Source organism: Psychrobacillus sp. NPDC096389 (assembly GCF_044762855.1).
In the GTDB taxonomy this organism is placed as follows: Bacteria; Bacillota; Bacilli; order Bacillales_A; family Planococcaceae; genus Psychrobacillus.
The window spans coordinates 1-26,186 of record NZ_JBIWFB010000011.1 but is presented as its reverse complement, the minus strand read 5'-3'; the positions used below and the strand labels follow the sequence as shown (position 1 = coordinate 26,186).

Here is a 26,186-nt window from a genome sequence, read left to right as displayed (position 1 = left end):
ATAAAAGAGCACTATTAACAATTCCATATTTCACTAAAGCAACTTGTTAAAGAAAAAGCATCTATTCTAGCACAAAATCGACCATTTCACTTAGGAAGGGTTATTTTTCTTCTGTTTCCTTCTGTAAAGAAATCGCCATGTATAAAAGGTAATCCATGCTATTGTTAACATTATCCATGAAACATAATTATAACTGCGGCTCGCAAAAAATAGGATCAAGCTGCCCATAATAAAAGTTGGCACTATTATATAAAACCACATTCTAACTTCCTTATTTTTAAAACTTAATTCGAATCGTTCATTCATATACCTCACCTCATTTATTTCATTATTCAACTAAAATGTTCTTTACTTTTATACGTTCGAAAGTGAAAAAAGTTCCAATTATCAGTTAATTAAGTATTTGAATTAACAAACCACTTGCTTCACTAAACTATACCGTCAGTTTTATTCCAGTTTGTAATAGAATTTTCCCTAGCCCTTTTCTTAAGGTTTGAATAATAAAAATAAGAGTACCAATCATTAGCCGATTGATACCCTCATTCTAAGTGAAATTTATTATTTATTTCTATAACTAAACTCTGACCTATCCAGAAAAACCTTCAGTTATTGTATAATTTCATTTCCTTTAACGTTATACGCTTTTATAGCGTATGTCTGTAGTTGGGTAGCATTTAATTTCTCGATTTTTGCCGACTTGCTATTAAAAGCAGTCCCTTAAAAAATTGCTAATATTTATTTATAAATTACATCTATATGCTCGTATTTCCATAACATATTGGTAATTATAGAGTAAAATAAATAAGTATTTTATATCAAAAATGAATATTAAAATTACAAATTAAAAGTTTTTATTTTGGAACGGAAACAATCATTTTACATTTTTGCATTAATAAAAACTCAACACCTCTTAAGTTGAAAATAAAGTAGTGTCGAGTTTTTTTAGTTAGCTGCAGTTAAACTTCCTTAACGTAGTATTGGGTGGCTATTCGTACAATGTTTCTTCCAGATTTCCATTTTCTTGATAGATTGCGAGTACACCATTATGTTCGTTCACATATAGTTTCACTTTTTCGAGAAGACTCTCTTTTGTACTCTCAGCAAAAATTGCGCGTTCGCCATCTGATTTCATCAGCACCCAATCGCTTTCTCTTGCTATGACCTTATACATTGGGCGTTCGTCGCTCTCTTCCTCATGAATTGTTTTCCGTGCCTGTGCTATAGCTATGGAAATAGCACGTCCTTCGCTATAATCGTCTCGCAATAAGGCATTGGCAATTTCAATCGCTTTTTCTCTTACGTGTGGCTCTAAATTTTTCATTGAGTCGGGATAAGAATTTTTACTCCATGGCATAGAAAACGCCTCCTTAGTCCTCTTTTTCCCGTTGCGTTTAATATCAAACGTCTTCCTATCTTTGTTATCGTCATTGTGTGTCTAGTAGGCAGGTGGATTACACTAAATACAACTATATGAACATTGGTATTGAATTCTTGTCTATATGCTTAGAGGCTAATGTTACCATTAGCCCTCCAAGACTCGTTACGAGTGAATGGCTAGTTCTTTCTAGAAGGGAATCCCACCCGCTATGTGATATGACCTATGCCCTACCTCACAAGCACTCGTTAATTAAACAACTTCTTTCTTATTGTTTGAACTATTATTTGTATTTACGCAAATACTCTTTTTCCAAAATACTGAAGAAATATTGGTCAATCCATTTATTTTGCCAAAAAAGTTCTTCCTTAAAAATAGCTTCCCTTGTCATACCGATATCTTCCATCAAAACAGCAGAGCGTGTATTTTTTGAATTACACATTCCCACTACTTTATGTGCATCTAGCTTTTCAAAAGCATATTTAAGTAATAGTTTAGCCGCTTCTGTGCCATAGCCTTCTCCTGAGTATTCAGGAAGTATTGCAAAACCAATTTCCCAGCTCTTCCTAAATTCACTATAACTCCATACTTGAGCTAAACCAATGGGAGTTTTGCTAGTATCCTCTGCTAAAGTTACAATAAAATCATAACTTTTTACTCTCTCATTTCCTTCTATTTTATGTAAATAATTCTCACGCACCACATTTTCATCCGATTGTACATGTTCTTCAAAATACCATAGGTTTTTGTCACATTCTACTCTGCAAATAAAATCTAATTCATTGATTGATATTTTTGACAGCAATACTTTTTCCCCAGTAAGCTCCATTTCCACTCCTCCTTTTTTAATCTTAATTTTACAGTGCTTTTTAGTTTCTTTTAAGATTATTTCTTCAACACTTCTGCACCGTTGGAAAAAAACTACTTATGTCTATTATTCTAATAAAGCGGCAATAATCCTTTTTAATATTACTATTTTAGGAAGAATGGAATTGCTACTGTCAAAAGTGTTTGAAACTCACAAGCGAATTGAGGGCTTACCAGTTACAGTCTTTGCTACTATAACTTACAATATCCTCCGGCAAGCATTTATAACAGACAGTCTTGCGCAACCTATTCGATTTATGTAATTATTTTTAGTTGTTCTCATGAAAACCATAAAATTTGTCAAAAAAATTAGCTAAGAATGTAATACGCTTTTCGCTTAACAAAAACAAGGGTACCAATCATTGACAGATTGGCACCCTTGTTCTAAGTGATATTTATTATTTTTCCCTATTATAAACTCTAACCTATCAAGTAAAACCTTCAATTACTGTATAATTTCATTTCCTTTAACTTCATACGTTTTTATTGCGTGAGTTGGGAGTTTGGAAGAATATAATTCTTCGACTGTAATAACCGCTAATTTTCCGTTTTGATAAAATATGTTTTGGATATTTCCGCTCATTGTATAACGCTTTTCTCTTTCCATTGTTTTGTAATTGTAAACATCAATATTTTTACCATTACTTGTATAGAAATATCCATCCTTCAGGTTAAAAGTGATTTGTTCAAAAGGAGAATATAGTTTTGTTAAGTAGGTCATATTTATTGCCTTGACATCAGAAGCAATCATAATGACACCAGAACCGTTAAAAATATATTTTCCATCAGGAGAAATGGTCATATTCATATTAAGCTTGTAATCACCATGGTAAGGTGAGTCGTATCCTGTTGTTATTTTTCCATCTACAATAAAGTGGGATTCCATATCTCTTGGACTTAGACCCGTATTAATAGTGTAAAGTTTGTCTAAAGTTGGGTGCATTTTTAAAAAACTTCTCTCGTAAACTGAACTGCTCTTTGATGTTTCAAGTAGGGTTTCTCTTGAGTATCCTTTGATATCTCCCCATTGCCCTGAACCACTAGATACATATATCGACTTTCCATCTGCCACAATATCAAATGGATCCATATCTATATTAAACTGTTCTACTAGTTTAAAAGTAGTAGTATTAATAATGGCAATGGCCCCTTCTTGCTCCTCATCCCACCAGTAAGAACTATGTGTACCTTTCAATAAGGCTACATATAGCTCGTTATTGTGAAAATAAATTCTTTCAGGTATTAAGTTCATTGTAAGGCGGCGGACTATCCCAGTTTCATAGTTGATTTCTAGAACATCTTTATTTTCATTTAAGGCATAAATAATAGGCTTCGATGGATGTTCCACAACTTCTCGTATTAAATCAGATAAATACAAGAACGATTTATCCAACTGACTGTCTCCTAGAATGGACTTTTTAGCCACATCTAATTTTGTATATATTAATTGTCTAGCTTTTTGATCTTGTATTTCATTTGCGGCCGATTCAATTTGTTTAATTGTGAAAAGTAACTCTTCTGTATTTTTATTGTTAGCAATTGATTGCTGCAGTTGGTCAATTGCCATTTTTACACTTATGACAGATTTTGTAGATTGTCTAGCTTTCTCCCCTGGACTTTTATATTTTTCTAATATCGCATCTCTTGTTGACTTACCGTATACACGATATAGTAATATCGCTTGTTTTCTAATCTCACTAGATAGATCATGATAAGTTTTTTCGGTTTGATCGCTAAGAGGATTCAATCGATACGCTTCATTTAAGTCATCAGTTTTAACCGCAATCTTATGTCCAGATATTATTGCGTCAATATAAGCCATAGACCTATTCACATGAATATCTACGTTGCTCTCCATTCTTTTAGTTAATCTGGCTTTTTCCTGAGCAGGCAGCGTGTTAATGGCATTGTATGCTGATTGGCTAGCACGTTTTGTAGCATTATATAAATTCATATTGGGTAAAGCAATAGGATCTGAATACAATGTTTTTCGATGCTCTAAAGAAATCTCCCATTTTAATGCTGTTGCAGTATTCTCCGCTTTTTGAACCAGTTTCTCTGCTTCTGACAGGGAAGACGCATTGCTTTTACTAGGCATTATCATCATAAATACAGCTAAAATAATGACTGCCGATAAAAATTTCCTTTTTTTCACTTAATTGTTCTCCTTATTCTATTAAGAATCTTGTAAAAACTACCTTATTCATTCTAATAGATTAAGAAAGGGTTGTATAATGGTAAAAAGTTCTATTAGTAAGTAGAATATTTACCTATCTAAAATGAAAGTTAAATAAAAATTTGTTGACAATCAGTAAGGTTAATAAGTTTAGAAAAATCACACCAAATCCAAAAGCAATCATAGTTTTAAAAAGAAAGCTCTTTACAAATTACTTTAACTTCTCTTTCTCGGAGTAAACCATGTAATGATAAATGCTATCAATGAAATCACAAACATATAGAAGTACGTGTTACTCGCTGCACCAATATAATCGTTCATAGATCCTAAAGAAACATTCAATAATTGTATCGAATAAATCGTCATAATAACTGCTGTACCAATTGCTCCAGCTAGCTGACGAATTGTGTTGTTAATCGACGATCCATGAGATGCTAATTCCCTTGGTAATGCATTTAAAGCAGCAGTGTTTAAAGGCATCGTAATAAAAGCCAAGCCTATACGCAATAAAATCGTACGAACTAAAATATATACTGTTGTTGTTTCTGACGATAAATCAATTACTGCAAACATCGATATCGCGATTATACCTGTTCCTAGAATGAATAAAGGTTTTGCCCCAAATTTATCGAATAGCTTACCAGTTACTGGAGAAAGCAATGCATTGATAATGGCACCAGGCAATAATAACAATCCTGCTCCAAGTGCTGTTAACCCTCTTCCATCCTGCAAATATATCGGCAGTAATATTAAGTCAGCATACATTAAAATGGTAATGACAATATTAACTACCGTTGTCATCGTAAATATATTATATTTGAAAACCATTAAATTCAATAAAGGTTCAGTAGCCTTTATTTGTCGATGACAGAAAAAAATGGTTACAAGCAAACCTCCAACAATGGTTGTAATGACGATTAAATCGTCCCAGCCACGGTTACCTGCACTACTAAATCCAAAAAGAACAAATCCAAAGCCAACAGTAGATAAGATAACACTAACTATGTCGAGCTTTACTTTTGACGTTTCAGCTACATTAACTAAATATTTCCTTGCTAGAATGATAATCACTGTTACGAATGGAATCATAATGATAAATAACCATCGCCAAGATAAATACTCTAAAATAAATCCTGCCAATGTTGGGGCAATTGCTGGTGCAAAAATAATGGCGAATCCAATATTACCCATTATTGCTCCACGTTTTTCCGCTGGGTATAGATAGACAATTACAGTCATCATTAATGGGATGATAATTCCCGCACCTACAGCTTGGATCATTCTACCTGTTAATAAAACGCCGAATTTATTCGCAGAAGCTGCAATAATAGAGCCGATTAGTAAAAATAACAATGAGCTGATAAATAACTGACGTGTTGAAAAACGTTTCATTAAGTATGCAGTAATAGGTACTAATACACCGTTTACAAGCATAAAACCTGTTGCTAACCACTGAATGGTTGCAGTATTTACATCAAAAACAACCATTAAGTCACTAAATGCAACGTTTAACAATGTTTGATTTAACGTAGAAAAAAAGGTTCCCGTTATCATAATAATAAGTAGCAATTTTTTAGTATTACTCGATATTTCATTTTGCATATAAAATTCCTTCCCATATAATATACTTTATCGACAAAGTGTCTAGAAAATATATTAGCAGAAGAATGAAAACAACCATCTACAATCAGGTCATTTCTGTCGATTAGTTGACAATTTTATATTAAAAAGGAATGATTCTAATGACTTTTAAAGAAGATCCTCGTACCTTTCATACACAGAAAATGCTCAAAGAAGCACTACTTACATTATTACAAGAAGGCCACTCTCTACACCAAATTTCTATTCATAAATTAACGCAAAGAGCAGACTTGAATCGAACGACCTTTTATTTACACTACCAAAATATTAATGAGTTAAAGGAACATTTAACAAATGATATTTTACAAGTGCTAACTGACAAAATAGAAAATTTGACTTCTATTTTCGATAGGAATAGAAAAGAGCACTTGATACAGCTATTGGATTATCTTCTTGAACAAAGAAATCACATACTTGCATTAGTACAATTTGAAGAAATTGAGAAACATTTGCTTTGGTTAATGAAAGATTTAATCGTGATCCGAAGAAATGAATCTAAGAATATAGGAAGAAAAGTTATTGTAAATCCAGATGTTAAAGCTGCCTCCATTATCGGTATTATTATGTGGTGGTTAAAAGATGGCTTACATCTCGATTCAACATATATTGCAGAGCAAATTAATCTTATGTATCGTTCTTAAAATTATTTTCTATTAAAAACATACAATGCCAAAACATTGACTGCACAACGTTTTGGCATTGTATAAAATTCTTTCTTAACGCTTTTTAACTTTCTTGTAATACTCAATTCTAAACCATTCAATTCTTAAATACTTAAGACTAACATTGGCAAATCATTAAAATATTTCCATCAGGATCTTTGAAATTAAAATAATGGTTATGTTCAATTTCTGTCATCAAATTTACTCTCTTATTACGCATAAAATGAAATGCTTCTTCGATGTTTCTTGTATTTAAGTGGAATGCTGGTGATTTATATATTCTCTCTTCTGAATATATCTTACTATCTAACACAATCCCTGTGCCTTCCATAGGTAAAACGTAAAGATGACCAAACTGAATTTCCCCATCTGTTTGTAACCCTAAAATATCGCAATACCAATCTCTCGCTTTTTCTATATCACTTACTGGAATAAATACTGTTCCGATTTGTTTTATGATAGGATTATCCATAAAACCCCCCCCTTATTATTTTGGCTCAATAAACATTCAACATAATAAATCTAAAATCCTGCTTTTGTAAAAAGATCATGTTTATATCATTTTTATTGTTGTGTTAAAGCATTGTCAGTTGAAGAAATTAGCTTCTTATAAACTAGAAATTTCTTTCATCTCAATAAATTCGCCTTCCGATATTTCTTGTTTTTCAGAAACCAAAAGCGATTGGAACCTTACGAACAGCTCTTGAATCTCTTTCTGTTCATTTATAACAGACATACATTTATTAAATTCATTTTCGTCTTTGTATCTTGAAATCTCTATCCATTTTGTTTTATCATCTTTGCTATTAAAATACATTGTATGAAAGTTTAAATATCTGCTATATATTTTTGATGCTTGTTCTTGAATGTCTAGATAATCTTCTACTTTATCTTGTTGTATATGATATTGATATATTTTAACAAACATTGTTTGTCCCCCTAATGATAAGTACATTTCCCTTATCATCATAATGCATTCCCTAAATTTATTTGAACATGGCTAAATTCTGTGTTCTTCATACTTCTGTAAAAACCTTCTTCAAATAACTACTCCTTTCCCACAATAAAACATCAGTTAGTCGAACAAGATGCACTCAACAATTTCGCTATTTTTCCCAGCTCTTAGCCTGACTCCAACCCCCCCCAGTGCATCACAGAATATCGCACTCTATACGGGTAGCATTTTAAGTTAAAGAAAAAGTCATTTACTACTCTATTTCCAATAGAAAAGACTTTTTATCGAGGAAAGCCCTACAATAATTTTCTGTAACATAAGGTATTCTCCGCTGTATCCATTCATGAGATTTAGGATTATTAACCATAAAACCAAAAGCTCCAAAAATAGCTAATATAAATCCCGCACTTATTAGCAATTCCTCTTCTTCATCAATATTTCTTAATGTTTTATATCCTTCTAACACATTTTTTCTATGAGTAATATTAAAAGTTGTAAGCGTAATGCCAATATCGAATAAATAATAACCATAACCCGAGAAGCCAAAATCAATAGGAGACACAGAGTCATTATTTACAATAATGTTTCCACCTTGTAGGTCAGCGTGAATAATTCCCCAACTATTATTCGTTTTTGTTGTACGATCAAAAATAATTTTAATATATTTCATTGTATCTAATATCACATCGTATTGTTCGGCTGTAAATAAGTTAATTTCAACACCATACTGTAATCTATCAGTCAAATTCCTATATTTTTCAATATCATAGTTTGGTCGTATAAATGGTTGTGGAATAATCCAGTTTTTGGAGAAATTATGTAATTGAGCTAGTACACCCCCTACTTCATAAGCAATATTTTTTGAGTTTATTTCCTTTCCCGTATAAACATTGCCATCTTGCCAAGTGAGGAGCGTAGCCAATGGAATAAAGTTCTGCTCCGTATCAACAATTGTAGAAACAAAGCTTCCTTTTTTATTTTTAACTGGTTGCTGTAAAGGTAAAGAAGTTTGTTCGTTTAGACTATTTAACAATTCCATCTCTGCATTTAGCCCTTCAAACGTATGTTGTACACCTTGAAGTCCAGAAGTAATAGGGGAGTGAATCCGCAAAACATAAGAATTATTATCCTCTTTATTATCTATTTTTAATGTAATATTGTCGTTATGTCGTATAAAACTTGAAGAAAAATCGATAATACCATAGTGTTCTAAAGCAATATTAATAAGTTTATCGTAATTAACAGCCTTTTCCATTAAAGTTTTCTCCTTGTTATAAAATTATAATAATATTTATGTAACCTGTTGCTTTAGTTTAACTGTAACATTTCACAGTGGAATTCTGATATCTACTTGAAGCTTTGGAAAAAAACAGACCATCGAATTGATGGTCATGTTAATCAAAACAGGGTTAGCTTAATAAATACTAACCAAACTACTTAATATTTTCTAGGTTAATAATTGTAATTTTAGGTTCTAATTCTGAAATAATATCTATACCTCACTATTGTCCCATATTGTATAATCATCATATATGACAGAATAGGTAACATAATTTTCAAAATCGATTTGTAAGGTTTCAATTTTGCTGTCAGGTTGAGAATAAACGAGTAAGTCTGTTGGATTATCACTTTTGTTGACTATTATTCTAAGTCTTACATCCTCAGTTCTTTGTTCTAAAATACTTTCAAATGATAGATCACAATTGTTTACTTTTATAAATTCCTCAAAAAATGTCATAGTCTTCCCTCTCGCTTATTAATTAAGACAGAAGTGACTTATATATTTCTCCTATAATACCTTCCAGTTGATGAACGCCCAATTCTGCATTCGTCATAATGACCGCACCTTTCTCTAAATAGGGAAACGCCACTATCATACATTGAAACCCCACTCCCCAACCTAGTGATGTAATTTCTAATCCTTTTTCAGATCCTTCCAGAAACACACCTAACCCAGTCCAGCTCTTACCTCTTTGTGAGCTTATCATTTCTTTTGCTAAGCTTTTTGAAATGCCAACCTTGCTTTCACCTTTTATTGCGTTCATTAACTCAAGCACTAATTCAGCTAAATTCAAAGAAGTTGTCCATAATCCAGAAGCCGCTGGATAAGGATATATAGGAAATCTTCCATTTACTAATTCACCGTTTTTATTGTGTCCAGAAGAAAAATTTCGTTTTTCCACTTCCAATATTGTTGAATGGAAATGACTATTTGTTATCCCTAATGGTTCAAATATTTGCTGGTTCATAACTTGATGAAACGGTTTTTCAATAATATCTTCTATCAGTTGCTGAATGATACAAAAACCTGCATCCGAATAATGAAATTCACTTTCTGGTTCACACTTTACTTCAATTGGAGACTTACAATAGGTTGTTCGCCCCTCTAATAAGTCAACCATCGAAGGGAATCCTAGTTTAGTATTCAGTTCAGGAAAACTACCGTCAGGGTCTTTAATTCCAGATTGATGACTTAGTAAGTTCCTCAATGTCACTTTTTTATTTTTAGTAAATTCATTTTCTGGTACTTTCCACGTTACAAGGCTTTCATTTACATCATCATTTAATTCAAGAAGTCCTTCCTCCACTAGCTTCATAGCAAGCATTCCTGTTAAGAGCTTGCTAATGGAACAGGCACTGAAAATAGAATTTTCATTTACTTTTCTGTCGCTTTCCAATTCTAATAAGCCGTAATTTTCTGTGCCAGTAATTTCACCGCCCTCAAGTAATGTGATACTTAATCCTGGTACATTATAGTATTCCATTCTTTTTTCAATGTTAATGTTTTTTATTTTCATAGTTATCCACCCATTTAGTATTATCAGATAAATTATAACACGAATACACGTTCTTATTCATTTGTTTATAAAATAAATTTGCTACCAGGAGAAATGGAATTACATTAAAAGTCGAACGAAACTAGCATTTTTGGGGGATAAATTATTATAATAACTTTCTGAAAGAATAGCACCATTTATCATAGTTTAATTTTTCTTCATAAAAACGGTGGGCATTCAATCGGTGGATACCGGATTCTAATGCTACATATTCAGCTCCATTCTCTTTTGCACATTTGTGTATATATGTGAGTAATTTTTCACCATATCCGTGAGAACGGTTTGCTTCATCAGTTACTAAATCATTGATATAAATATGGCGTTTATTATAAAAGTTAACTCTCCAACTGAAACCTGCCAACGATACAACTTTACCGTTTGCAAATAACCCCATTAGTTTATAACTTTCTTTCTGCATTTCCTTAAATAATTCCAGATAAGTTGTTTCAGTTAAATCAGTACGTAATTGTTTCATAATAGGAAATGCCATTAACCATTGTTCCTGGCTTTTTAACTCCACTATATTCTCAGACATGTTATATCCCTTTCCACTATTGATATTGATTAGTAATTCATTTAAGAAATGTCGTTTAATGTCTGGCCACTCTTCCTTTGTAATGCTGTACATGACTGTATGACGGATCGTGCCTTCTCTCCTAATCATGTGATTTCTTAAACAGCCTTCTTTTGAAGCACCTAATCGTTCAATAGCTTTTTGTGATCGATAATTTTCATGACCTGTTTTAATTTGAACTCGATTCAATCCAAGATTTTCAAAACAGCATTGTAATAATAGATATTTACAATTTGTATTAATGTTTGTTCGCCAATACTCTGGTTGGAGCCAAGTTGAACCAATTTCTAATCTTTTATGAGCATCTGCAATATCTAAAAACGATGTACTTCCAATAATTTCGTTTGATTCCTTATGGATGATAACAAACATGTAAGACAAATTAGCTTCACGTTCTTTAATTGCATTCTTAACATAATGCAAAACGGATTCTTTTGTTAATAAAGAAACCGTCATATGCTCCCAAATCTCAGGGTAATTTGCAGCTTTCCATAGACCATCGACATCCTCTAAACAAACCGGTCTTAAATGGACAATTTCATTTTCTACAAATAATTCTTTCATGTTCTCTTCCCTCCTTCTTTATAGTTAAATATAAATTTGGTACGATAAACAGCATCAAAATACATTTATTTAACCATACCAGGAGGAGTGCATTTTGGAGATTACAATTACATTTTCGAATAAACAACCAAAGTATATTGATATATACGAGCAGTTGAAAAGTATGATCATAAAACAATTGTTGACTGCCAATGAAAAATTACCTTCTAAAAGATATCTATCTTCAAATTTAAATGTTAGTATCCATACCGTTAAAGAAGCTTATGAACAATTGGCGAGTGAAGGATATATTTATAGTGTTGAGCGATCTGGATATTTCATTTCCCCCTATGATTTAGATTGGGGAATTTCCCCCAAAAAAATTGAACGAAAAACTTTAGATTCTGCAACAAAAATTCAATACGACTTCAAAAATGGACAAGTTGATGAACAAGCGTTTCCACTTAAAGAATGGCTGAAAATATATAAGAAATTATTAGGTTCTGATATGGTACCTACTGGGCATTGGCAAGGTGAAATTTCGTTAAGAGAACAAATTGCACTATATGTTGAAAAATCAAGGGGTTTTTCTTGTGATCTTGATCAAGTATATGTGTATAGTGGTACACAACATCAACTTCAAGAACTATGCAGATTTTTCGGAAATGTAAAAGTGGCAATAGAGGAACCAGGTTTTAAGAGAGCCACAACAATATTTCAACAAAATAAATTAGCGATTCAGCATGTTCCAATTGATGAAAAAGGAGCAACCAAACCGGTTGAGCCCTGTCAGTTATACTATATTACGCCTGCACATCAATTTCCTTTAGGGGGAGTTATGCCTATTGATAGAAGGATTACATTGTTAAAATGGGCAACGGAAAATAATGCATATATTATTGAAGATGACTATGATTCCGAATTTCGATATAAAGGTAATCCTATTCCACCATTAGCACAAATTGATCAACTACAACGAGTCATATATTTTGGTACATTTACTAAAACACTAATGCCTTCCGTTCGGATAAGCTATATGATTTTACCGAAACCTCTCGTTGATAAATTTAATACTTACTATAGTGAGCAAAAGACAACTGTATCTAAAATTGATCAACTTGTAATTGCAGATTTTATGAGGAGTGGGATATACACAAGACATATCGCTAAGATGAGGACACTGTATCGTAGAAAAAGGGAGAAACTAATTGAAAGCTTAAACTCTATTTTAGGTCCCCAATATGAAATCATTGGAGATGCAGCAGGATTGCATATCGTTTTGAAATTACCTGATTGGCTTAATGAGAAGCAAGCGGTTCAACTTGCACAAGAAGCTGGAGTTGCTATTGACCCCATCTCTACTTCATATCAGCAGAACCCAATAAATAATTTAGTTATGATTGGTTATGGTGCGATTCCGATCGAGCTAATAGAAGAAGCAGTATATATTCTTTCTAATAAGTGGAACACATTTCATTTAATGTCGGTAAGAGATAGGGCGAAGATTTAAGTTCTAATCATTACAAAAAGTAACATAAAAAAACTCTCTAAATCTATTAATAGAATTTAGAGAGTTTTTTTATAAGTTCAAGGAAAGTATCTTGCATTTATTGTTCAAGATACAACCTCAACTAATAAAACATATCCGATCCTATCTCTCAACGCATTTATCCCCTTTTTTAAGATAAGTTACCATCTACTGTGAAACTTCTTTTCCCAAGCCAGAACTGATATTAGAATAGGTTTAGGCCAATCTATGAAGGTATATAGCATCATCATTTAAATTTCTCCAGATATGTTGGTACCACCTATTTTGCATCTTATTCAACGTAAAAGTGGCCACAATCTCTCCATCTCTTCTAACAATAATTATTTCCTTATTATCTATTCCTTGTATTGTTTCATTATCCTCCCCTCCGCCCTATATAAAACCAGGCGCTAACAGAGTCGCTGATTTTTCTAGTTTAGAAAGATTGTGAGTTAATATAACCTACTAACTCTTTTTCAGCTGATTTCATTATTTTTTCTTTGTCGTTAGTAGACATGTCTAGACCTTGAGCACGTATTAATTTCATTTGGTTAATTCCCATCATGTGCAGTACTCCGCGCATATATTGTGGTGCAATATCTAAGTTTACATATCGGTAATTAGTATCATATTCACCTCCACTCGTGAGGATGAATGTGACTTTGGTAGTTTCGTCTGACATTAATCCAACTGAACCGGTTTCAGTGTATTTGAACGTTTCTCTTGCTGTTAGAATATTATCCAGATAATCCTTAAACTTTGCAGGGACATTCCAATTATGCAAAGGCATATAAATATAAATATAGTTTGCTGACTTCCATTGTTTAATTAATTTATATTGTGCTTCATGATTATTTAATCGTTCAGCTGACATTTCTTTAGGATTAGTAAAATTTAATGTGTCAGCAGTAACTTGCGGGATAAAATTATCTGGATCGTAGACATTTAAGACTTCGATTGTTCCTTGACCATTTAATTTATCTTGTAAAGTTTTTAATCCAACATCTGCTATACGGTTAGCTGCTCTTTTTTGATTGCTATAATCAGGATGAGCCATTAACTGTAAAATTTTCATTGTTCCACCTCTATAGGTTTGATTATTTTGTAGTTCTATTTCTTTTGCCAATTTATGTCCTCCTAATGGTTTTAATTAAAGACTAGGTTAATCGGCGATTAACATTGTCCATAATAAATGCTATATTTATTTTTGTCAAATGAATAAATTTACCAAAGAGAGAGGTATCATTAATTTGACTAGTACTGTGATTCCTCATAAGATAAAAGTGATATTCCTTAATCAAAAGAAGGTGAATTAAAATGCAATATAGCGTCGGAGTAGAATATGCTTTACATTGTCTGGTTTATTTAATTGATGTTCCTTCTAAGGAAAGTATTGGGATAAAGGATTTAGCAGAATTCCAAGGACTTTCTGAGACATTTCTTTCAAAAGTTTTCGGTAAATTATCAAAGGCAGGTATTGTTAGTTCTGTCCCTGGAGTTAAGGGTGGTTACACACTTGCTAAATCTCCAGAAGATATTTCCTTTTGGGATGTAGTTGAAGCAGTAGAAGGTCCTAAGCCTATTTTTCAATGTAAAAATATTAAAGATAATGGCTATTTGTATCGAGAAGGCTGCTGTTCAGCTCCCTCTATTTGTACTATCAATTTAGTTATGCTCTCTGCGGAAGAAAAAATGCGAGATGATTTACGTAGTAAAAAACTTTCGTGGTTAAATGAAGAGCTTAATCGTGTCTTACCCAAACAAATACGTGAAGATACACGGAAATATTTTTCTTAGAGCAACAAATAAAACAAACAAACCTCTCTAAATACCTTATTTAAAGAATTTAGAGAGGTTTGTTTTCGTTCAAAAGTGTTCTGTAGGTCAATTGTTAATTACATCAATCTTAAACTAAACCGTTGAGTTAGTTTAAATGCATACTTTTACAATCTTTATACTATCGTAACAAAAATATTCCATATATAATTATTTTTTTTACAAAGCTACACGTTATTCAGGTCCCATACAGCCATAAATAATCGATTTTCTGTCTTTTTCATATTAATCCTTCTTGGATCTACTTAATAAATACACAATTCTAGTAAAAAAAATCTATATACCTTAATATTTAATCAAAAATAGTGTCTTTTGAAGGCTCCTTCAAAAATTCAAAAAGCATTTTAATTTGAGTTTCGGTATTCCTATTAAGAGAAAGTTGCGGTAAGTTATACTCTGAAAAAAATTGAACATTATTCGTTTCGGTCCCTGTAGTAGGCTGTCCTCCTATAATTTCACATAATATAAATAGCTTATAATAATGATATGCTTCTGGAGGATGTGGATGTTTATTTTTATCTAGCAAAGCAAGTAGTCTTATTGGGACTACATCAAAACCGGATTCCTCTTTTATTTCCTTGACTACATTCTCTGATGGGGAAAGTCCTATATCGCAAAAGCCACCCGGCAAAGCCCATTTATCATCTATATTTTCTTTCACCATCAATATCTGATTGTTTTTAAATACAACTCCCCGAACATCTACCTTTGGAGTTTGGTAACCAGCATCATTTGCAAATAAATCCCCAATTTTCTCCGTTTCAAGTTCTGTGTGTTCTGCCATAATTTCTATACTAATTTTGCGCAACTCCTCGTATCGTTCTATATCATAAACATCTTTAGAAAAAGCCAATCCGGACTGAGACAAGGCCTGAATTCTTTTTGCCCACTCCAACCACTGAATACTCATACTCGTTAGACACCCACTTTTAAGTAACTTTTAAATTCATTTATACTTTTTACTATTAAATTAGGTTGTTCGTTAAAATGACTTGTTTGGTACTCCGGCAGCCACTGTACTCCAATTGTAAAGACATTCGCTCGCACTCCCGCCATTACATCTGCATCACTGTCTCCAACAAAAACTACCTCAGAATTTTTTACTTTTAGAAATGATAAGGCCTTTAGTAACCCTTCTGGATCAGGTTTTGGATTTATTACATCATCTCCAGTGACAATAACATCGAACAATCCATTCATATCTAATGCATTTAGCGAGATATCTAAGCTTCTTTTTGCCTTTCCTGTAAAAATTCCTATTTTTATATCCTCCTCTTTCAGTGACTTCATTAACGCAAGTATTTCAAAATAACTTTCCACTAAATATTCATGTTGTTCTGCATACTTTTCGTAAAAATACTCGATTGCCATTTCCTTGTCCGCGTTTGTTAGATTTTCTCTAATAATCCCTGTTTCGGAAGGTCCGAACATTGCGCTTATTTCATTCGTAGAAAGTTCTCGATTATCATATTTCATAAATACATTTTGGAAAGCGTAGTAACATATGGGTAAAGTATTTGCTAATGTACCATCAAAATCAAATAACACAGCTTTTATCATATTATTCCTCCTATTAAAATAATTATCTTTGATAAAAGTATATCTCCTATAGTATTATTTGTTTAACGAATTTATTGAATCATAGCAATCGGATTTTTCGATTATACAAATAGGAGCTTTATATATGGATAGAGAACAAATAGATACATTCTTAACGTTGGTGACCTACAAAAACTTCACTAAAACAGCTGAAATGTTACATGTAGCCCAATCTACCGTTTCAGCTAGATTGAAAAGCCTTGAAATGGAATTAGGGAAGACTTTACTCGAGAGAACGAACAAAGGGGTGGAGCTTACTCATGCGGGATTTACTTTTCTATCTTACGCTAAGAGAATGTTCGAATTGTTTGAAGAAAGTAGAAAAGAATTATCCTTGGAAGGCCAGTATATTGATCGGTTAGTGTTAGGAGGCCCTTCCTCCGCATGGAACTATATCTTTGAGGATGCCCTCTCTACTTTTGCAGTTGAAAATAGTAATGTGTCCTTAGAACTTAAAACACACTCGTCAGAGAACACAATTAGCAAAGTATTAGATGGGGTTATAGATGTTGGAATTTCTTATACAAAACCTACACATCCAAACTTATTCATACATGGACATATGGAAGATCAATATACATTTGTCTCTAGATGTCCACGCAACACCCCCATTAAGGTTGTGGATTTACATAGTAAAGACTTTATATTGAACAATTGGGGAGATAATTTTTTAAATTGGTTCGTAGAGTTAACTGGTCATAACTATTTACCAGCATTATCTATGAATCAAACGACAATCGTGTTAAAAATGTTACAAAAACAAAGTTATTTTACTTTAATGCCTTCTTTGATAGCCCAATCCCATATTAATAGTGGAGAACTTCATTACCTTGCTAATGATTTTGATATGCCTTTACACCATATCTATATTTTCACCTCAAAAAATGTAAAAAAAGAAATGTCTGTAAATAAAATTTTAGAGTTACTAAACAATCAATACATAAATTAACAATTATTTCTACAATTCTTTTTCAAAGCCTCTATACCATGAAACACTTCATTCAAATTGGTTTCGTTATTCAGTACATTTCTAGCATAATAACTTGTTTAACTAAAAAGATGTTAAGACAGAAGTAGCATTAATAGTATACGGATAAGAGCTTATACTCTTGCCGCATATTTTCGGATATTCCCGGTCATTAATGCGAGGCCGATTTCATGTTTGACCTTCGATTTTCCACAAACAGAAAATCGGATAAAACCTAACTTAGCCTTCAAAAATCCAAAAACTGGTTCCACGTCAGTCCTACGTTGACGGTAAACGATACCAGTTTTTTCCTCTGAAAGCTTGGTTCGCACATATTCTTTTTGTTGTTCCCATTTCTCATTAACCATGAGCTTACGATTCGTACCTCTTGCGCCTTTGTACATAACGCTCGTATCGGATAACCTGTACAATCTTCACATTCATACATTATGAAGTGGCGATGGAATCCTGTTTTTTCGGTACGTGTGGAATTGTACTGAAATGTCAGTTGCTTTTTATTTGGAAAAGTATAGCTATCCTTTTCCTCATGGTAGACCCAATTGCTTGTTTTGAACAGATCGTTTTTATACTTTTTCTTTTGCTCGTTCAAATAATGGTTGTACGTAATGAGTGGTATGCGTTTGCGCTTCGTTAATATATCATCATAATTTTGCTCACTGCCTTAGCCGGCATCCGCAACGATATGTTCGGGTAATTCAAAGTACTTTTCTTCTATTTGATCTAGGAATGGAAGGAGTGTTTTGTATCCGTTGGGTTGGCAAATACACCGTAGGCCATGGCTTGTTTGTTTTCTTTATGAATTGGGGAGTAAGCTTGGATACTGCCGTAGGCGAATTGTTCTTATCAGGGATGGGAATCCGTTACGTCTTATGGGGAGGAGTGCTGTTTCTAATTTTGAGCTTAGTGTCTATATTACTCCGAAACTCACTCAGTAACCCAAATAAAAATCTGTCTAAACAAAGCATTTAAACTAGTAAAAGGTAATGTGGTCTTATTCAACGGAAAAATCGACTAGATTAAGAACTTTTAGTTCACGAGAATTTCTAAAGTTTAGTTGACCTAAAGCTTGATCACCTTTGGATGTTTAATTTAAAAGAAAGTTTATTACCAAACACTGATTCGTAAGGATGGGAAGACCTATGGCATACATACCTGAATTTGGTCTGTAGTACCAGAAGACGCTCCTTACGAGCAAGCATACACGGCCAAAACTCATGATGGTACCAGACGGCGGTGCGACAGAAACTGGAAGAATTACTATCGCTGGCATGACGAAGAAAGTTATCTGTGACCGGTTGAGGGACCAATCAACGATCCTATTGTTTATGCCAACCCGGCAAAGTACCATGGGCCATACCTCTACCCTTCGTTTAATGACTGTTGCCACACGGTAATAGTTATTTGCACCTCGTTAAATTCCTTCATTGTACCATTTTCTTATTAAACTAACCTGCTGCTTTAGTTCAATAATAATAAAGGCTGTCTACTGACAATCCTGTTTGCTAAAGCACCCGTTAGCTTAGGTATCTAAAGAAGTTTTTAATTGCATCCATGCGTATTTTGGAGTTGCAGTCATCACAATGAAAGACCTTATTCGTTCTTTCTTTGTATAGTTGATATTTTAGTGAACCTTCATATACTCTGAATTTTTGTCTACAACTACAACAAACTATTTCATAATAAAACATAGTTTTCCTCCTACTGACATATTACTTTTTAGTTGTTCTCTCGAATATTTTCACCAGTTGGTAAATATATTACTGAACATCTAACTTGCTAACAGTTTGGTGAATTCTCGGCACTTGTTCAACTAACCTGCTGTTTAGTCTAAGTGTAACATTTCACAATGGAGTTCTGAGATTTACTTGAGGTTTTGTTTAAATAAATAGACCATCGAGATGATGGTCTTGTTCTGCTAAAGCACCTGTTAGTTAAGTTATTACAAACTAATTTCTTCACCTATACTTATAGCACGAAAAGGGTTTCTTTCCTTTGGTTTTAACGATTCAATAAAGTCTGAAGTTAAGTCCTCTTTGTTAATAATTATTCTTGTAGAACCAGATACTCCACCATTTTAAAAAATGGGTTCAATAGATTCTAGATTCTTAAGTCGTTCATAAAAAAAACTGTCTAAAACAATAGTTACATAACTAAAAATGCCTGTCTTGTTAGTGAATTGATAGTTAACTACAATCTTTACTTAATATATACGCCAAACACCCGATGTAGGTATTATAGAAAAGATAAACATGTACTATAAATTAATTAATTGAGAACAGCTTCAGGTATTGTCCGATGAAATTAAGTAATTATCATTAAAACACCTTGAAACGACTTTAAAATCATCAAGGTGTTTATACTTATTATGAAGCTAAATTTACTAACTCTAGAATAACAATGGGTTTACCAGCTTTAATAATACTTTAGCCCTTCCCAATTATTAGCAATAGTTTCGACTGTCTATTAAAATCCATTCTCCTTAGAATCTCTCTTTTATTTCTCTAACTGGAATAATCATATCAATATGAAGAATATTGTCCACGAAATATTCTTCTGACCCTGTTTTAAAACCAAAGGATCGATAGAAATTCTCCAAGTGAGCGAGCTTGAGTCTGTGCAAAGATACGCATCTCTGGATAAATAGTTTCTATATATTCTATTCCTCTTGACACAAGCTCTTTACCTAAACCTAATTTTCGATGACTTTGAGCTACTAATACTCTACCAATATAATGGTATCATCTTTTGGAATTAGGCGCATATACGCACACATAATTCATTATTTCTTCTTTATAAATATGTTTACTCTCTAAGTCAGCATCGTCTACTTCTGAGTATTGGGAATTTCTGCTCCACTACAAAACTGCTACTCTTTCTTTATAATACATTGCAATCTAACTACGGTTAGGTCTTCAAGTAACTTATAACTGCCACATATTTATCTCTCCCCTTACATTAAGTCTTAATATATACTATCGAATAGATTCCATATCACTCTTTTAACCTACTTAACTAACAAAAAAGCCTTAAGGAATGTGCCGTCTTTAGCTATGATGAAAATAGGACCGAACAAGATGAATTCGGCGTTTCCTTTTCACTTTTTCTATTGTACCGCTTGTCAGTCTACTCTTACCTTTTGCTTCAGAATCACACTATAATCTATACTATAGAGAAGAATTATCGTTACGGGAGTAGAAAAATGGCTAATGAGCAGTGGATTTTAATCATTGAAGATGAAGAAGACTTAGCACGTCTCCTTGAGAAAGTTTTACATAAAGAAAGTATTTTTAATGTACTAACGGCCGGGACTGTAGCAGATGGCTGGAAAAAATTTCAGCACTATAATCCAGCACTTGTATTGTTGGATATTATGCTACCAGACGGAGAGGGCTATGACTTATGTAAGCAAATTCGTGAAGTTTCCAATGTACCGATTTTATTTTTGTCTGCAAAGGATGAGGAGATTGACAAACTATTAGGACTAGCGATTGGTGGAGACGATTATATTACGAAACCTTTTAGTCCCAAGGAAGTAGCCTATCGAGTGAAAGCCCAGTTGAGACGGGCAGGTTTTTCAGAGGCAAAAGATGCTCCAGAAAGTTTACAAGTTGGACCTTTTGAGCTTAGTCCCAATGAAAAAGAATTAAAGACTGATGGAAAAACGATTGAACTCACAGCGAAAGAAATCGGGCTTATGAGCTGTTTTATGCACCATCCGAATCAGATTCTAAGCAAAGAGACTTTGTTTGAACATGTCTGGGGTGATGACTTTTTCGGTTCGGATAATACAGTGATGGTACATATACGTCGATTACGAGAAAAAATTGAGGCCGAGCCTTCCAATCCTTCGTTTATATTAACTGTTAAAGGACTCGGGTATAAACTACATTCCAAAGGGTGAGGAACATGAAGTGGAAATTGACACGGCGCTTCTTAGGATCTGTTGTGATAATTGTGGTAATTGTAGGAATTGTAAATACAATTCTACTTTTCTCCTTGCTCGTTTATCGATCAATAAATAATTTCGAAACAGAAGAAGGATCTGCAGAAACCTTTAGTCGAACTTTTTCACAATATATAGAACTACAAAATGACAAACCAGTGATTAAAGAAGCTGGATTAGAAAAACTGAGAGAAATGAATGCCTGGATACAATTTTTGAATAATAAGGGGGATCAAGTAGCAGCTTTTTATACGCCTGAAAACCTACAAAAAGAGTATTCTCCAATTGAACTTGTTCAAACATATAAATATCAAGAAGAAGCCGGCACGACTGTCTTTGTTGGAGAGGCACATAACTTCAGTTATTTAATAGGAGTAAAAAATAAGCAAATAGGACGTTATGTATTCACTTATGATTATGACAAAATATTTAAAAATATTAATATCTTGCTTTTACTAATTTTAATCGTCGATATTATCATCGCTTTAATAGTTGGATTTATTTTTGGAAAAAAATTAACTGGTCCCCTCCACCTTTTAATAGATGGAATCCAACAGCTACGTGAAAGACGTTTTAAAAAGATACCGATACCAAATGGTGTGTATGAAGATGTATTTCGCAATATGAATGAACTGTCGTTGAAACTAAATCAATATGAGAAAGAACGAAATCAACTTGATCAAATGCGTGAAGAATGGATTAGCAATGTTTCGCATGATATGAAAACCCCACTTGCCTCTATTCAGGGATATGCAGAATTGATGCAGGATAATGCCAATGATTTAACACAACAAGAAATGAAGGGGTATACATCTATTATCAATAGACAGTCGAAGTATATGAGTAATTTATTAGATGATTTAAATTTAACGATGCGTTTGCGTAACCAAAAACTACCATTTCATTTAGAAACTGTTAATATTGTTGCATTCATACGTGAAATAACGATTGAACTTTTAAATGATCAACAATTTAGCGCTAGGAATGTTGAATTTGTGGCTAATGTAGAGAAAGCAGTGCATAAAGTAGATAAAAGATTATGGAAACGGGCAATAGTTAACTTTATTTACAATGCACTTGTGCATAACGATGAACAAGTCGTTGTAAAAATACAAATTGATAGTGTTTATCCTCAATGTGGACCACAACAAAAGTCAAGCGACATATCTACAAATTCAGCATACCATACACAAATTACAATTACTGATAACGGACGAGGCATACCTTCGAAAGATTTAGATCAAGTTTTCGAACGTTACTATCGAGGTACAAATACTACTAGTATACATGGGACAGGCTTAGGGTTGGCGATTGCACGAGATATTATTATAGCCCATAACGCAACAGTAGACTTGACGAGCTCTGAAAACAAAGGAACAACCATCACAATACTTCTATAGAAAATAAGGCTGTACTCCTTCTATCGGAGACAGCCTTTCTTCTATTTTAATTGTTTTTGTGCTTTATTCGGTATGTCTTCTAGTTTCACTTCATCATATGACGATACTTGATCGTCCTTTTTTACGTACATTTTCAAATAAGCGTCTTTACGGAGATTTTTTTGTGCTGTGAATTCAAGCGGAATTGTTTTACCATCCGCATTTGTAGCGTCTAGTTGATAAGAATAGGTAGTCATAACAGAACCATCATCCAGTTTGTCCTCATGTGGTACACCATCCTCCGTAATTTGCAAATAATAATTATCAGCGTTCGTACGGTTAAAGTCTATTTTTGTAATTGCAAAAATCCCTACACCCCCTACTGCAAACAATACACCTATTACTATTAAAAATTTCTTCATTTCTATCATCCTTCTGTTTTATTATTTTGTGTGATAATTCGATTGTAAGAAGCTACTGTTAAGATATAATACAGTCCGTAGATTACTGTATAAGCAATCATCCAGATCAATACAGGTCTGACTAAATCCATCATTAGTAAACTAGAGAAAGCTTTTAAAGCGATCGCACTATGCAATAATCCTACTGCAAGTGGCACAAAGAAGATGACAAAAACTTGAGTTCCAATGGACTTGCGCATTTCCTTTGGACTAACCCCCATTTTATGGAGCATATTGTATTGGGACTTATCTTCTTCTGCTTCTGTTAAAATTTTAAAGTAAATGATACTGCCAGTTGCCGCTAAAAACACTAGGCCAAGGAAACTTCCGATAAACAGCAAAGATCCTACACTTTCGATGCCTGTTTGCAAGTCTTTTGGAGCGCTTGAAAATTGCGCTTCTTCAGGTAAATGATCTGCAACTTTTTCTGATAGTTCTGCAGAAGCTTTATCTACACCAATGACCCGGTAGTTTAATACCTCTCCTTCTTCTTTTAGCACTTTATAATATTCATTTGAAACGACTACTGTAATGCCTGCCGTACCAGTATTTAATATATTTTGAGTTTGAAAGCTTTGGAATGTGAGTATAGTATTTTCCTCAGTTGAGATAGTTTTACCCTTATATTTAGGAGAAAACCTTTCATCATAACCAATATCTAAAATCACAGCATTTGCTTTGTTAACATCTATTTTTTCCTTTTTTTGAATTGATGCTAATCGATTATATGTTCTTTCGTTGATAATCGTATATATTCTTTTATCAGAGTTATTGAATGATGAGTTTAATTGTTCCGTATGAAAGCTGACAGACAATGCTTCGATATTTTCATCGTACTTTACATCCGGCAACACACTACTGACTTTTTGATCGAGCTTAGTATCTGTTTGCTCATACATAAAAGTATTCGGATCAGCGGTTACGACCTGATCGTTTATGTTGTAATAAAGACCATACACTGCTCCTCCTGCTGTTACAGTAGTGGCACTTAATATTGCAATGACTGTCAATGTACGTGCATTCCCACGTATACGATATAACAATTGGGAAATTATCATTAAATGTAGACCTCTCCACAGCCATTTCTCATTTTTCTTCATCACAGCTAAAACAAAACCGGTAACACTATGGAACAATAAAAAAGTACCAACAATAACTGTTGTTAAAATAATCAATGCTATCATTAAAAATCCCATTGCTATCCACACTTTGGAAGTAAAAATATCTTGAAGCGCCAACCAATAACCAATTGATATTAGTAAAACTCCAAAAATAGCTACCATTATAGAAGGCTTTGGAATCACTTCCCCTTTTTTTGAAGCATGGAATAAATCAATTAGTTTAAACTGATAAATTAAGCGATATCCTTGGAAAGATGTCACTAAGAAGATTGCCAAAAATACAATTGCAGTATTCAAGGCTGCCGAACCTGAAAATGTAAAGGGTGCGATAACATCATAGCCTATCAAATGGATTAAAATAGTCAGAAATCCTTTTGAACAAAGAAATCCAAGAAGAACCCCAACTATTAGTGAAAATACTCCTAATAATAAATTTTCAAAGAAGAGCATGAAGCCAATTTGTCGGTTACGCACACCTAGCAAAGCATATAGCGCAACTTCTTTTTTTCGTTTCTTCATAAAGAATGAGTTTGAATAAGCAATAAACACGGCAACAAAGAGTAGGAGAATGATGGCAGCACCACTCATTAGAGAATCTAACTTTTGAGAGGAAACCGTTTTTTGGGCAATCGTATCGCTATATTTTAATGTCACAAATGTAAAATAGATAACAATACTAAAAACCATAGATGCGATGTATAAAAAGTATTGAGAAAAGTTTCGTGCTATGTTTTTTCTCGCTAGACTAAATAACGTCATCTACCTCACCCCCAATTGTTGCAAGGACTTCTAAAATCTCTTGAAAGAACGCTTTACGTGTCTTATCTCGTCGATAAATTTCTGTGGAAAGTGTACCATCCTTGATGAAAATAATACGACGACAGAAACTCGCTGCATATGCATCATGCGTCACCATCAGGATGGTTGAATTATTGTTTTCATTTAAATTACTTAAGCTTTCCAGTAAATCTGTCGCTGACTTAGAGTCAAGTGCACCTGTCGGCTCGTCTGCCAGAATCATCACAGGTTCTGTCACAAGTGCTCTAGCCGCCGCTGTTCTTTGCTTTTGACCTCCCGATAATTGGTATGGATATTTTGCTAGTAAATCTCCTATACCAAATACGCTAGCAATTCGAGTCACCAAGCTATTAATTTGTTTAGCTGGAGTTTTCGCTATCGCTAGTGGCAATAGTATATTTTCCTTCACTGTGAGTGAATCCAACAAATTATAGTCTTGGAAGATGAAGCCGAGATTCTCACGTCTAAAATCCGCTAATGCGTCTTCTTTCATATCGTGGATACTCGTATTGTTCATATATATTTTCCCTTCAGTCGGAGAGTCAATTGTTGCCAACAAGTTAAGCAAAGTGGACTTCCCTGCCCCAGAAGGCCCCATAATTCCTACAAACTCCCCTTCCTGAATATCGAATGATATATTTTCTAATGCCGTGTATGCTGCATTGGATTTGCCATATGTTTTTTTTATATTTTCTACTTTTAATAATGATTCCATTTGTTTCACCTCTTCAATTTTTGTCGATATGTATACTATAAATGCTCATCCTTACAACAGTTTTATGCCAACCTTACAGCAAGCTTAAATCTGAAAAGAGGCTGGGACAAAACCCATCTTGAAAAATGAAAAGCCCTGGAAATTTTACGAACAGTAAAATTTCCAGGGCTTTGTTTTTAGGTATTAAA

23 protein-coding genes and 2 pseudogenes are annotated in these 26,186 nt (G+C 33.4%); 6 read left to right on the top strand and 19 right to left on the bottom strand.

Going from position 1 to position 26,186, the window contains the following annotated elements:
- Positions 1-985 precede the first annotated feature (985 nt).
- From ACIQ38_RS20525 to ACIQ38_RS20510, 4 genes are all read right to left on the bottom strand, one after another.
- Positions 986-1,354, bottom strand: coding sequence for a DUF2188 domain-containing protein (locus ACIQ38_RS20525; protein ID WP_402827655.1), 369 nt, complete (start codon positions 1,352-1,354; stop codon positions 986-988).
- 304 nt (positions 1,355-1,658) lie between these two features.
- A complete protein-coding gene (locus tag ACIQ38_RS20520; protein WP_402827652.1) occupies positions 1,659-2,204 on the bottom strand; it encodes a GNAT family N-acetyltransferase in 546 nt (181 codons plus the stop codon).
- A gap of 483 nt (positions 2,205-2,687) precedes the next feature.
- Complete coding sequence (locus ACIQ38_RS20515) at positions 2,688-4,397, bottom strand: hypothetical protein (protein ID WP_402827649.1); 1,710 nt, start codon at positions 4,395-4,397, stop codon at positions 2,688-2,690.
- Positions 4,398-4,634: 237 nt separating this feature from the next.
- The gene (locus ACIQ38_RS20510) at positions 4,635-6,020 is read right to left on the bottom strand and encodes a DHA2 family efflux MFS transporter permease subunit (protein ID WP_402827646.1); all 1,386 of its coding nucleotides are present in this window, start codon (positions 6,018-6,020) and stop codon (positions 4,635-4,637) included.
- 140 nt (positions 6,021-6,160) lie between these two features.
- Here ACIQ38_RS20510 and ACIQ38_RS20505 point away from each other — a divergent pair, with 140 nt between their 5' ends.
- Positions 6,161-6,700, top strand: a complete 540-nt coding sequence (locus ACIQ38_RS20505; RefSeq protein WP_402827643.1) for a TetR-like C-terminal domain-containing protein — start codon at positions 6,161-6,163, stop codon at positions 6,698-6,700.
- Positions 6,701-6,839: 139 nt separating this feature from the next.
- Here the strand turns inward: ACIQ38_RS20505 and ACIQ38_RS20500 are convergent, their stop codons facing one another.
- The 7 genes and pseudogenes from ACIQ38_RS20500 to ACIQ38_RS20470 form a co-directional block, all read right to left on the bottom strand.
- Positions 6,840-7,193, bottom strand: coding sequence for a VOC family protein (locus tag ACIQ38_RS20500; protein WP_402827640.1), 354 nt, complete (start codon positions 7,191-7,193; stop codon positions 6,840-6,842).
- A 135-nt stretch (positions 7,194-7,328) separates the two neighbouring features.
- A complete protein-coding gene (locus ACIQ38_RS20495) occupies positions 7,329-7,649 on the bottom strand; it encodes a hypothetical protein (protein WP_402827637.1) in 321 nt (106 codons plus the stop codon).
- Between the two features lie 280 nt (positions 7,650-7,929).
- Positions 7,930-8,931 (bottom strand): phosphotransferase, encoded by a 1,002-nt coding sequence (locus ACIQ38_RS20490; RefSeq protein WP_402827634.1) that lies wholly within the window; start codon positions 8,929-8,931, stop codon positions 7,930-7,932.
- Positions 8,932-9,168: 237 nt separating this feature from the next.
- Positions 9,169-9,414: a hypothetical protein gene (locus ACIQ38_RS20485; RefSeq protein WP_402827632.1), complete on the bottom strand. Its 246-nt coding sequence runs from the start codon at positions 9,412-9,414 to the stop codon at positions 9,169-9,171.
- A gap of 22 nt (positions 9,415-9,436) precedes the next feature.
- On the bottom strand, positions 9,437-10,474 hold the full coding sequence (locus tag ACIQ38_RS20480) for a serine hydrolase domain-containing protein (protein ID WP_402827629.1): 1,038 nt from the start codon (positions 10,472-10,474) through the stop codon (positions 9,437-9,439).
- A 145-nt stretch (positions 10,475-10,619) separates the two neighbouring features.
- Positions 10,620-10,907, bottom strand: coding sequence for a GNAT family N-acetyltransferase (locus ACIQ38_RS20475; protein ID WP_402827987.1), 288 nt, complete (start codon positions 10,905-10,907; stop codon positions 10,620-10,622).
- A 168-nt stretch (positions 10,908-11,075) separates the two neighbouring features.
- Positions 11,076-11,651: pseudogene (locus ACIQ38_RS20470) on the bottom strand (GNAT family N-acetyltransferase); the annotation flags it as partial.
- Positions 11,652-11,745: 94 nt separating this feature from the next.
- On the opposite strand from ACIQ38_RS20470, the gene pdxR reads away from it, so the two are divergent.
- Positions 11,746-13,140 (top strand): MocR-like pyridoxine biosynthesis transcription factor PdxR, encoded by a 1,395-nt coding sequence (gene pdxR / locus ACIQ38_RS20465; protein ID WP_402827626.1) that lies wholly within the window; start codon positions 11,746-11,748, stop codon positions 13,138-13,140.
- A 454-nt stretch (positions 13,141-13,594) separates the two neighbouring features.
- Here pdxR and ACIQ38_RS20460 read toward each other — a convergent pair whose 3' ends face one another.
- Entirely contained in the window at positions 13,595-14,284 is a 690-nt protein-coding gene (locus ACIQ38_RS20460) for an FMN-dependent NADH-azoreductase (RefSeq protein ID WP_402827623.1), read from the bottom strand.
- Positions 14,285-14,475: 191 nt separating this feature from the next.
- Here ACIQ38_RS20460 and ACIQ38_RS20455 point away from each other — a divergent pair, with 191 nt between their 5' ends.
- Positions 14,476-14,955, top strand: coding sequence for an Rrf2 family transcriptional regulator (locus tag ACIQ38_RS20455; RefSeq protein ID WP_402827621.1), 480 nt, complete (start codon positions 14,476-14,478; stop codon positions 14,953-14,955).
- A gap of 331 nt (positions 14,956-15,286) precedes the next feature.
- On the opposite strand, the gene ACIQ38_RS20450 is transcribed toward ACIQ38_RS20455, so the two are convergent.
- Together ACIQ38_RS20450 and ACIQ38_RS20445 are read right to left on the bottom strand one after the other, a co-directional pair.
- Complete coding sequence (locus ACIQ38_RS20450) at positions 15,287-15,904, bottom strand: NUDIX hydrolase (protein WP_402827619.1); 618 nt, start codon at positions 15,902-15,904, stop codon at positions 15,287-15,289.
- Positions 15,905-15,909: 5 nt separating this feature from the next.
- Entirely contained in the window at positions 15,910-16,554 is a 645-nt protein-coding gene (locus tag ACIQ38_RS20445) for an HAD family hydrolase (protein ID WP_402827616.1), read from the bottom strand.
- Positions 16,555-16,678: 124 nt separating this feature from the next.
- Between ACIQ38_RS20445 and ACIQ38_RS20440 the strand changes: the two genes are divergently transcribed.
- The gene (locus ACIQ38_RS20440) at positions 16,679-17,542 is read left to right on the top strand and encodes a LysR family transcriptional regulator (RefSeq protein ID WP_402827613.1); all 864 of its coding nucleotides are present in this window, start codon (positions 16,679-16,681) and stop codon (positions 17,540-17,542) included.
- 152 nt (positions 17,543-17,694) lie between these two features.
- On the opposite strand, the pseudogene ACIQ38_RS20435 reads toward ACIQ38_RS20440, so the two are convergent.
- Both ACIQ38_RS20435 and ACIQ38_RS20430 read right to left on the bottom strand, forming a co-directional pair.
- Positions 17,695-18,355: pseudogene (locus tag ACIQ38_RS20435) on the bottom strand (transposase); the annotation flags it as partial.
- Between the two features lie 1,790 nt (positions 18,356-20,145).
- Positions 20,146-20,310 (bottom strand): GNAT family N-acetyltransferase, encoded by a 165-nt coding sequence (locus tag ACIQ38_RS20430; protein ID WP_402827984.1) that lies wholly within the window; start codon positions 20,308-20,310, stop codon positions 20,146-20,148.
- Positions 20,311-20,780: 470 nt separating this feature from the next.
- Here ACIQ38_RS20430 and ACIQ38_RS20425 point away from each other — a divergent pair, with 470 nt between their 5' ends.
- Together ACIQ38_RS20425 and ACIQ38_RS20420 are read left to right on the top strand one after the other, a co-directional pair.
- Positions 20,781-21,482: a response regulator transcription factor gene (locus ACIQ38_RS20425; protein WP_402827610.1), complete on the top strand. Its 702-nt coding sequence runs from the start codon at positions 20,781-20,783 to the stop codon at positions 21,480-21,482.
- A gap of 5 nt (positions 21,483-21,487) precedes the next feature.
- Entirely contained in the window at positions 21,488-22,924 is a 1,437-nt protein-coding gene (locus tag ACIQ38_RS20420; RefSeq protein ID WP_402827607.1) for a sensor histidine kinase, read from the top strand.
- Between the two features lie 41 nt (positions 22,925-22,965).
- On the opposite strand, the gene ACIQ38_RS20415 is transcribed toward ACIQ38_RS20420, so the two are convergent.
- The 3 genes from ACIQ38_RS20415 to ACIQ38_RS20405 are packed head-to-tail and all read right to left on the bottom strand — an operon-like array spanning position 22,966 to position 25,998.
- The gene (locus ACIQ38_RS20415) at positions 22,966-23,325 is read right to left on the bottom strand and encodes a YxeA family protein (protein ID WP_402827604.1); all 360 of its coding nucleotides are present in this window, start codon (positions 23,323-23,325) and stop codon (positions 22,966-22,968) included.
- 5 nt (positions 23,326-23,330) lie between these two features.
- Positions 23,331-25,244: an FtsX-like permease family protein gene (locus ACIQ38_RS20410; protein ID WP_402827601.1), complete on the bottom strand. Its 1,914-nt coding sequence runs from the start codon at positions 25,242-25,244 to the stop codon at positions 23,331-23,333.
- The gene (locus ACIQ38_RS20405) at positions 25,231-25,998 is read right to left on the bottom strand and encodes an ABC transporter ATP-binding protein (protein WP_402827598.1); all 768 of its coding nucleotides are present in this window, start codon (positions 25,996-25,998) and stop codon (positions 25,231-25,233) included. Before ACIQ38_RS20405 ends, ACIQ38_RS20410 begins: the two co-directional genes overlap by 14 nt.
- Positions 25,999-26,186: the final 188 nt, after the last annotated feature.

Bases quoted from the DNA above. Each gene is read 5' to 3' on its own strand.
- ACIQ38_RS20505 (WP_402827643.1), top strand. From the start codon at position 6,161: ATGACTTTTAAAGAAGATCCTCGTACCTTTCATACACAGAAAATGCTC.
- ACIQ38_RS20495 (WP_402827637.1), bottom strand. From the start codon at position 7,649: ATGTTTGTTAAAATATATCAATATCATATACAACAAGATAAAGTAGAA.
- ACIQ38_RS20500 (WP_402827640.1), bottom strand. From the start codon at position 7,193: ATGGATAATCCTATCATAAAACAAATCGGAACAGTATTTATTCCAGTA.
- ACIQ38_RS20520 (WP_402827652.1), bottom strand. From the start codon at position 2,204: ATGGAGCTTACTGGGGAAAAAGTATTGCTGTCAAAAATATCAATCAAT.
- ACIQ38_RS20480 (WP_402827629.1), bottom strand. From the start codon at position 10,474: ATGAAAATAAAAAACATTAACATTGAAAAAAGAATGGAATACTATAAT.
- ACIQ38_RS20410 (WP_402827601.1), bottom strand. From the start codon at position 25,244: ATGACGTTATTTAGTCTAGCGAGAAAAAACATAGCACGAAACTTTTCT.
- ACIQ38_RS20510 (WP_402827646.1), bottom strand. From the start codon at position 6,020: ATGCAAAATGAAATATCGAGTAATACTAAAAAATTGCTACTTATTATT.
- ACIQ38_RS20420 (WP_402827607.1), top strand. From the start codon at position 21,488: ATGAAGTGGAAATTGACACGGCGCTTCTTAGGATCTGTTGTGATAATT.
- ACIQ38_RS20490 (WP_402827634.1), bottom strand. From the start codon at position 8,931: ATGGAAAAGGCTGTTAATTACGATAAACTTATTAATATTGCTTTAGAA.
- ACIQ38_RS20485 (WP_402827632.1), bottom strand. From the start codon at position 9,414: ATGACATTTTTTGAGGAATTTATAAAAGTAAACAATTGTGATCTATCA.
- ACIQ38_RS20455 (WP_402827621.1), top strand. From the start codon at position 14,476: ATGCAATATAGCGTCGGAGTAGAATATGCTTTACATTGTCTGGTTTAT.
- ACIQ38_RS20405 (WP_402827598.1), bottom strand. From the start codon at position 25,998: ATGGAATCATTATTAAAAGTAGAAAATATAAAAAAAACATATGGCAAA.
- ACIQ38_RS20445 (WP_402827616.1), bottom strand. From the start codon at position 16,554: ATGATAAAAGCTGTGTTATTTGATTTTGATGGTACATTAGCAAATACT.
- ACIQ38_RS20425 (WP_402827610.1), top strand. From the start codon at position 20,781: ATGGCTAATGAGCAGTGGATTTTAATCATTGAAGATGAAGAAGACTTA.
- ACIQ38_RS20440 (WP_402827613.1), top strand. From the start codon at position 16,679: ATGGATAGAGAACAAATAGATACATTCTTAACGTTGGTGACCTACAAA.
- ACIQ38_RS20525 (WP_402827655.1), bottom strand. From the start codon at position 1,354: ATGCCATGGAGTAAAAATTCTTATCCCGACTCAATGAAAAATTTAGAG.
- ACIQ38_RS20415 (WP_402827604.1), bottom strand. From the start codon at position 23,325: ATGAAGAAATTTTTAATAGTAATAGGTGTATTGTTTGCAGTAGGGGGT.
- ACIQ38_RS20450 (WP_402827619.1), bottom strand. From the start codon at position 15,904: ATGAGTATTCAGTGGTTGGAGTGGGCAAAAAGAATTCAGGCCTTGTCT.
- ACIQ38_RS20475 (WP_402827987.1), bottom strand. From the start codon at position 10,907: ATGGGGTTATTTGCAAACGGTAAAGTTGTATCGTTGGCAGGTTTCAGT.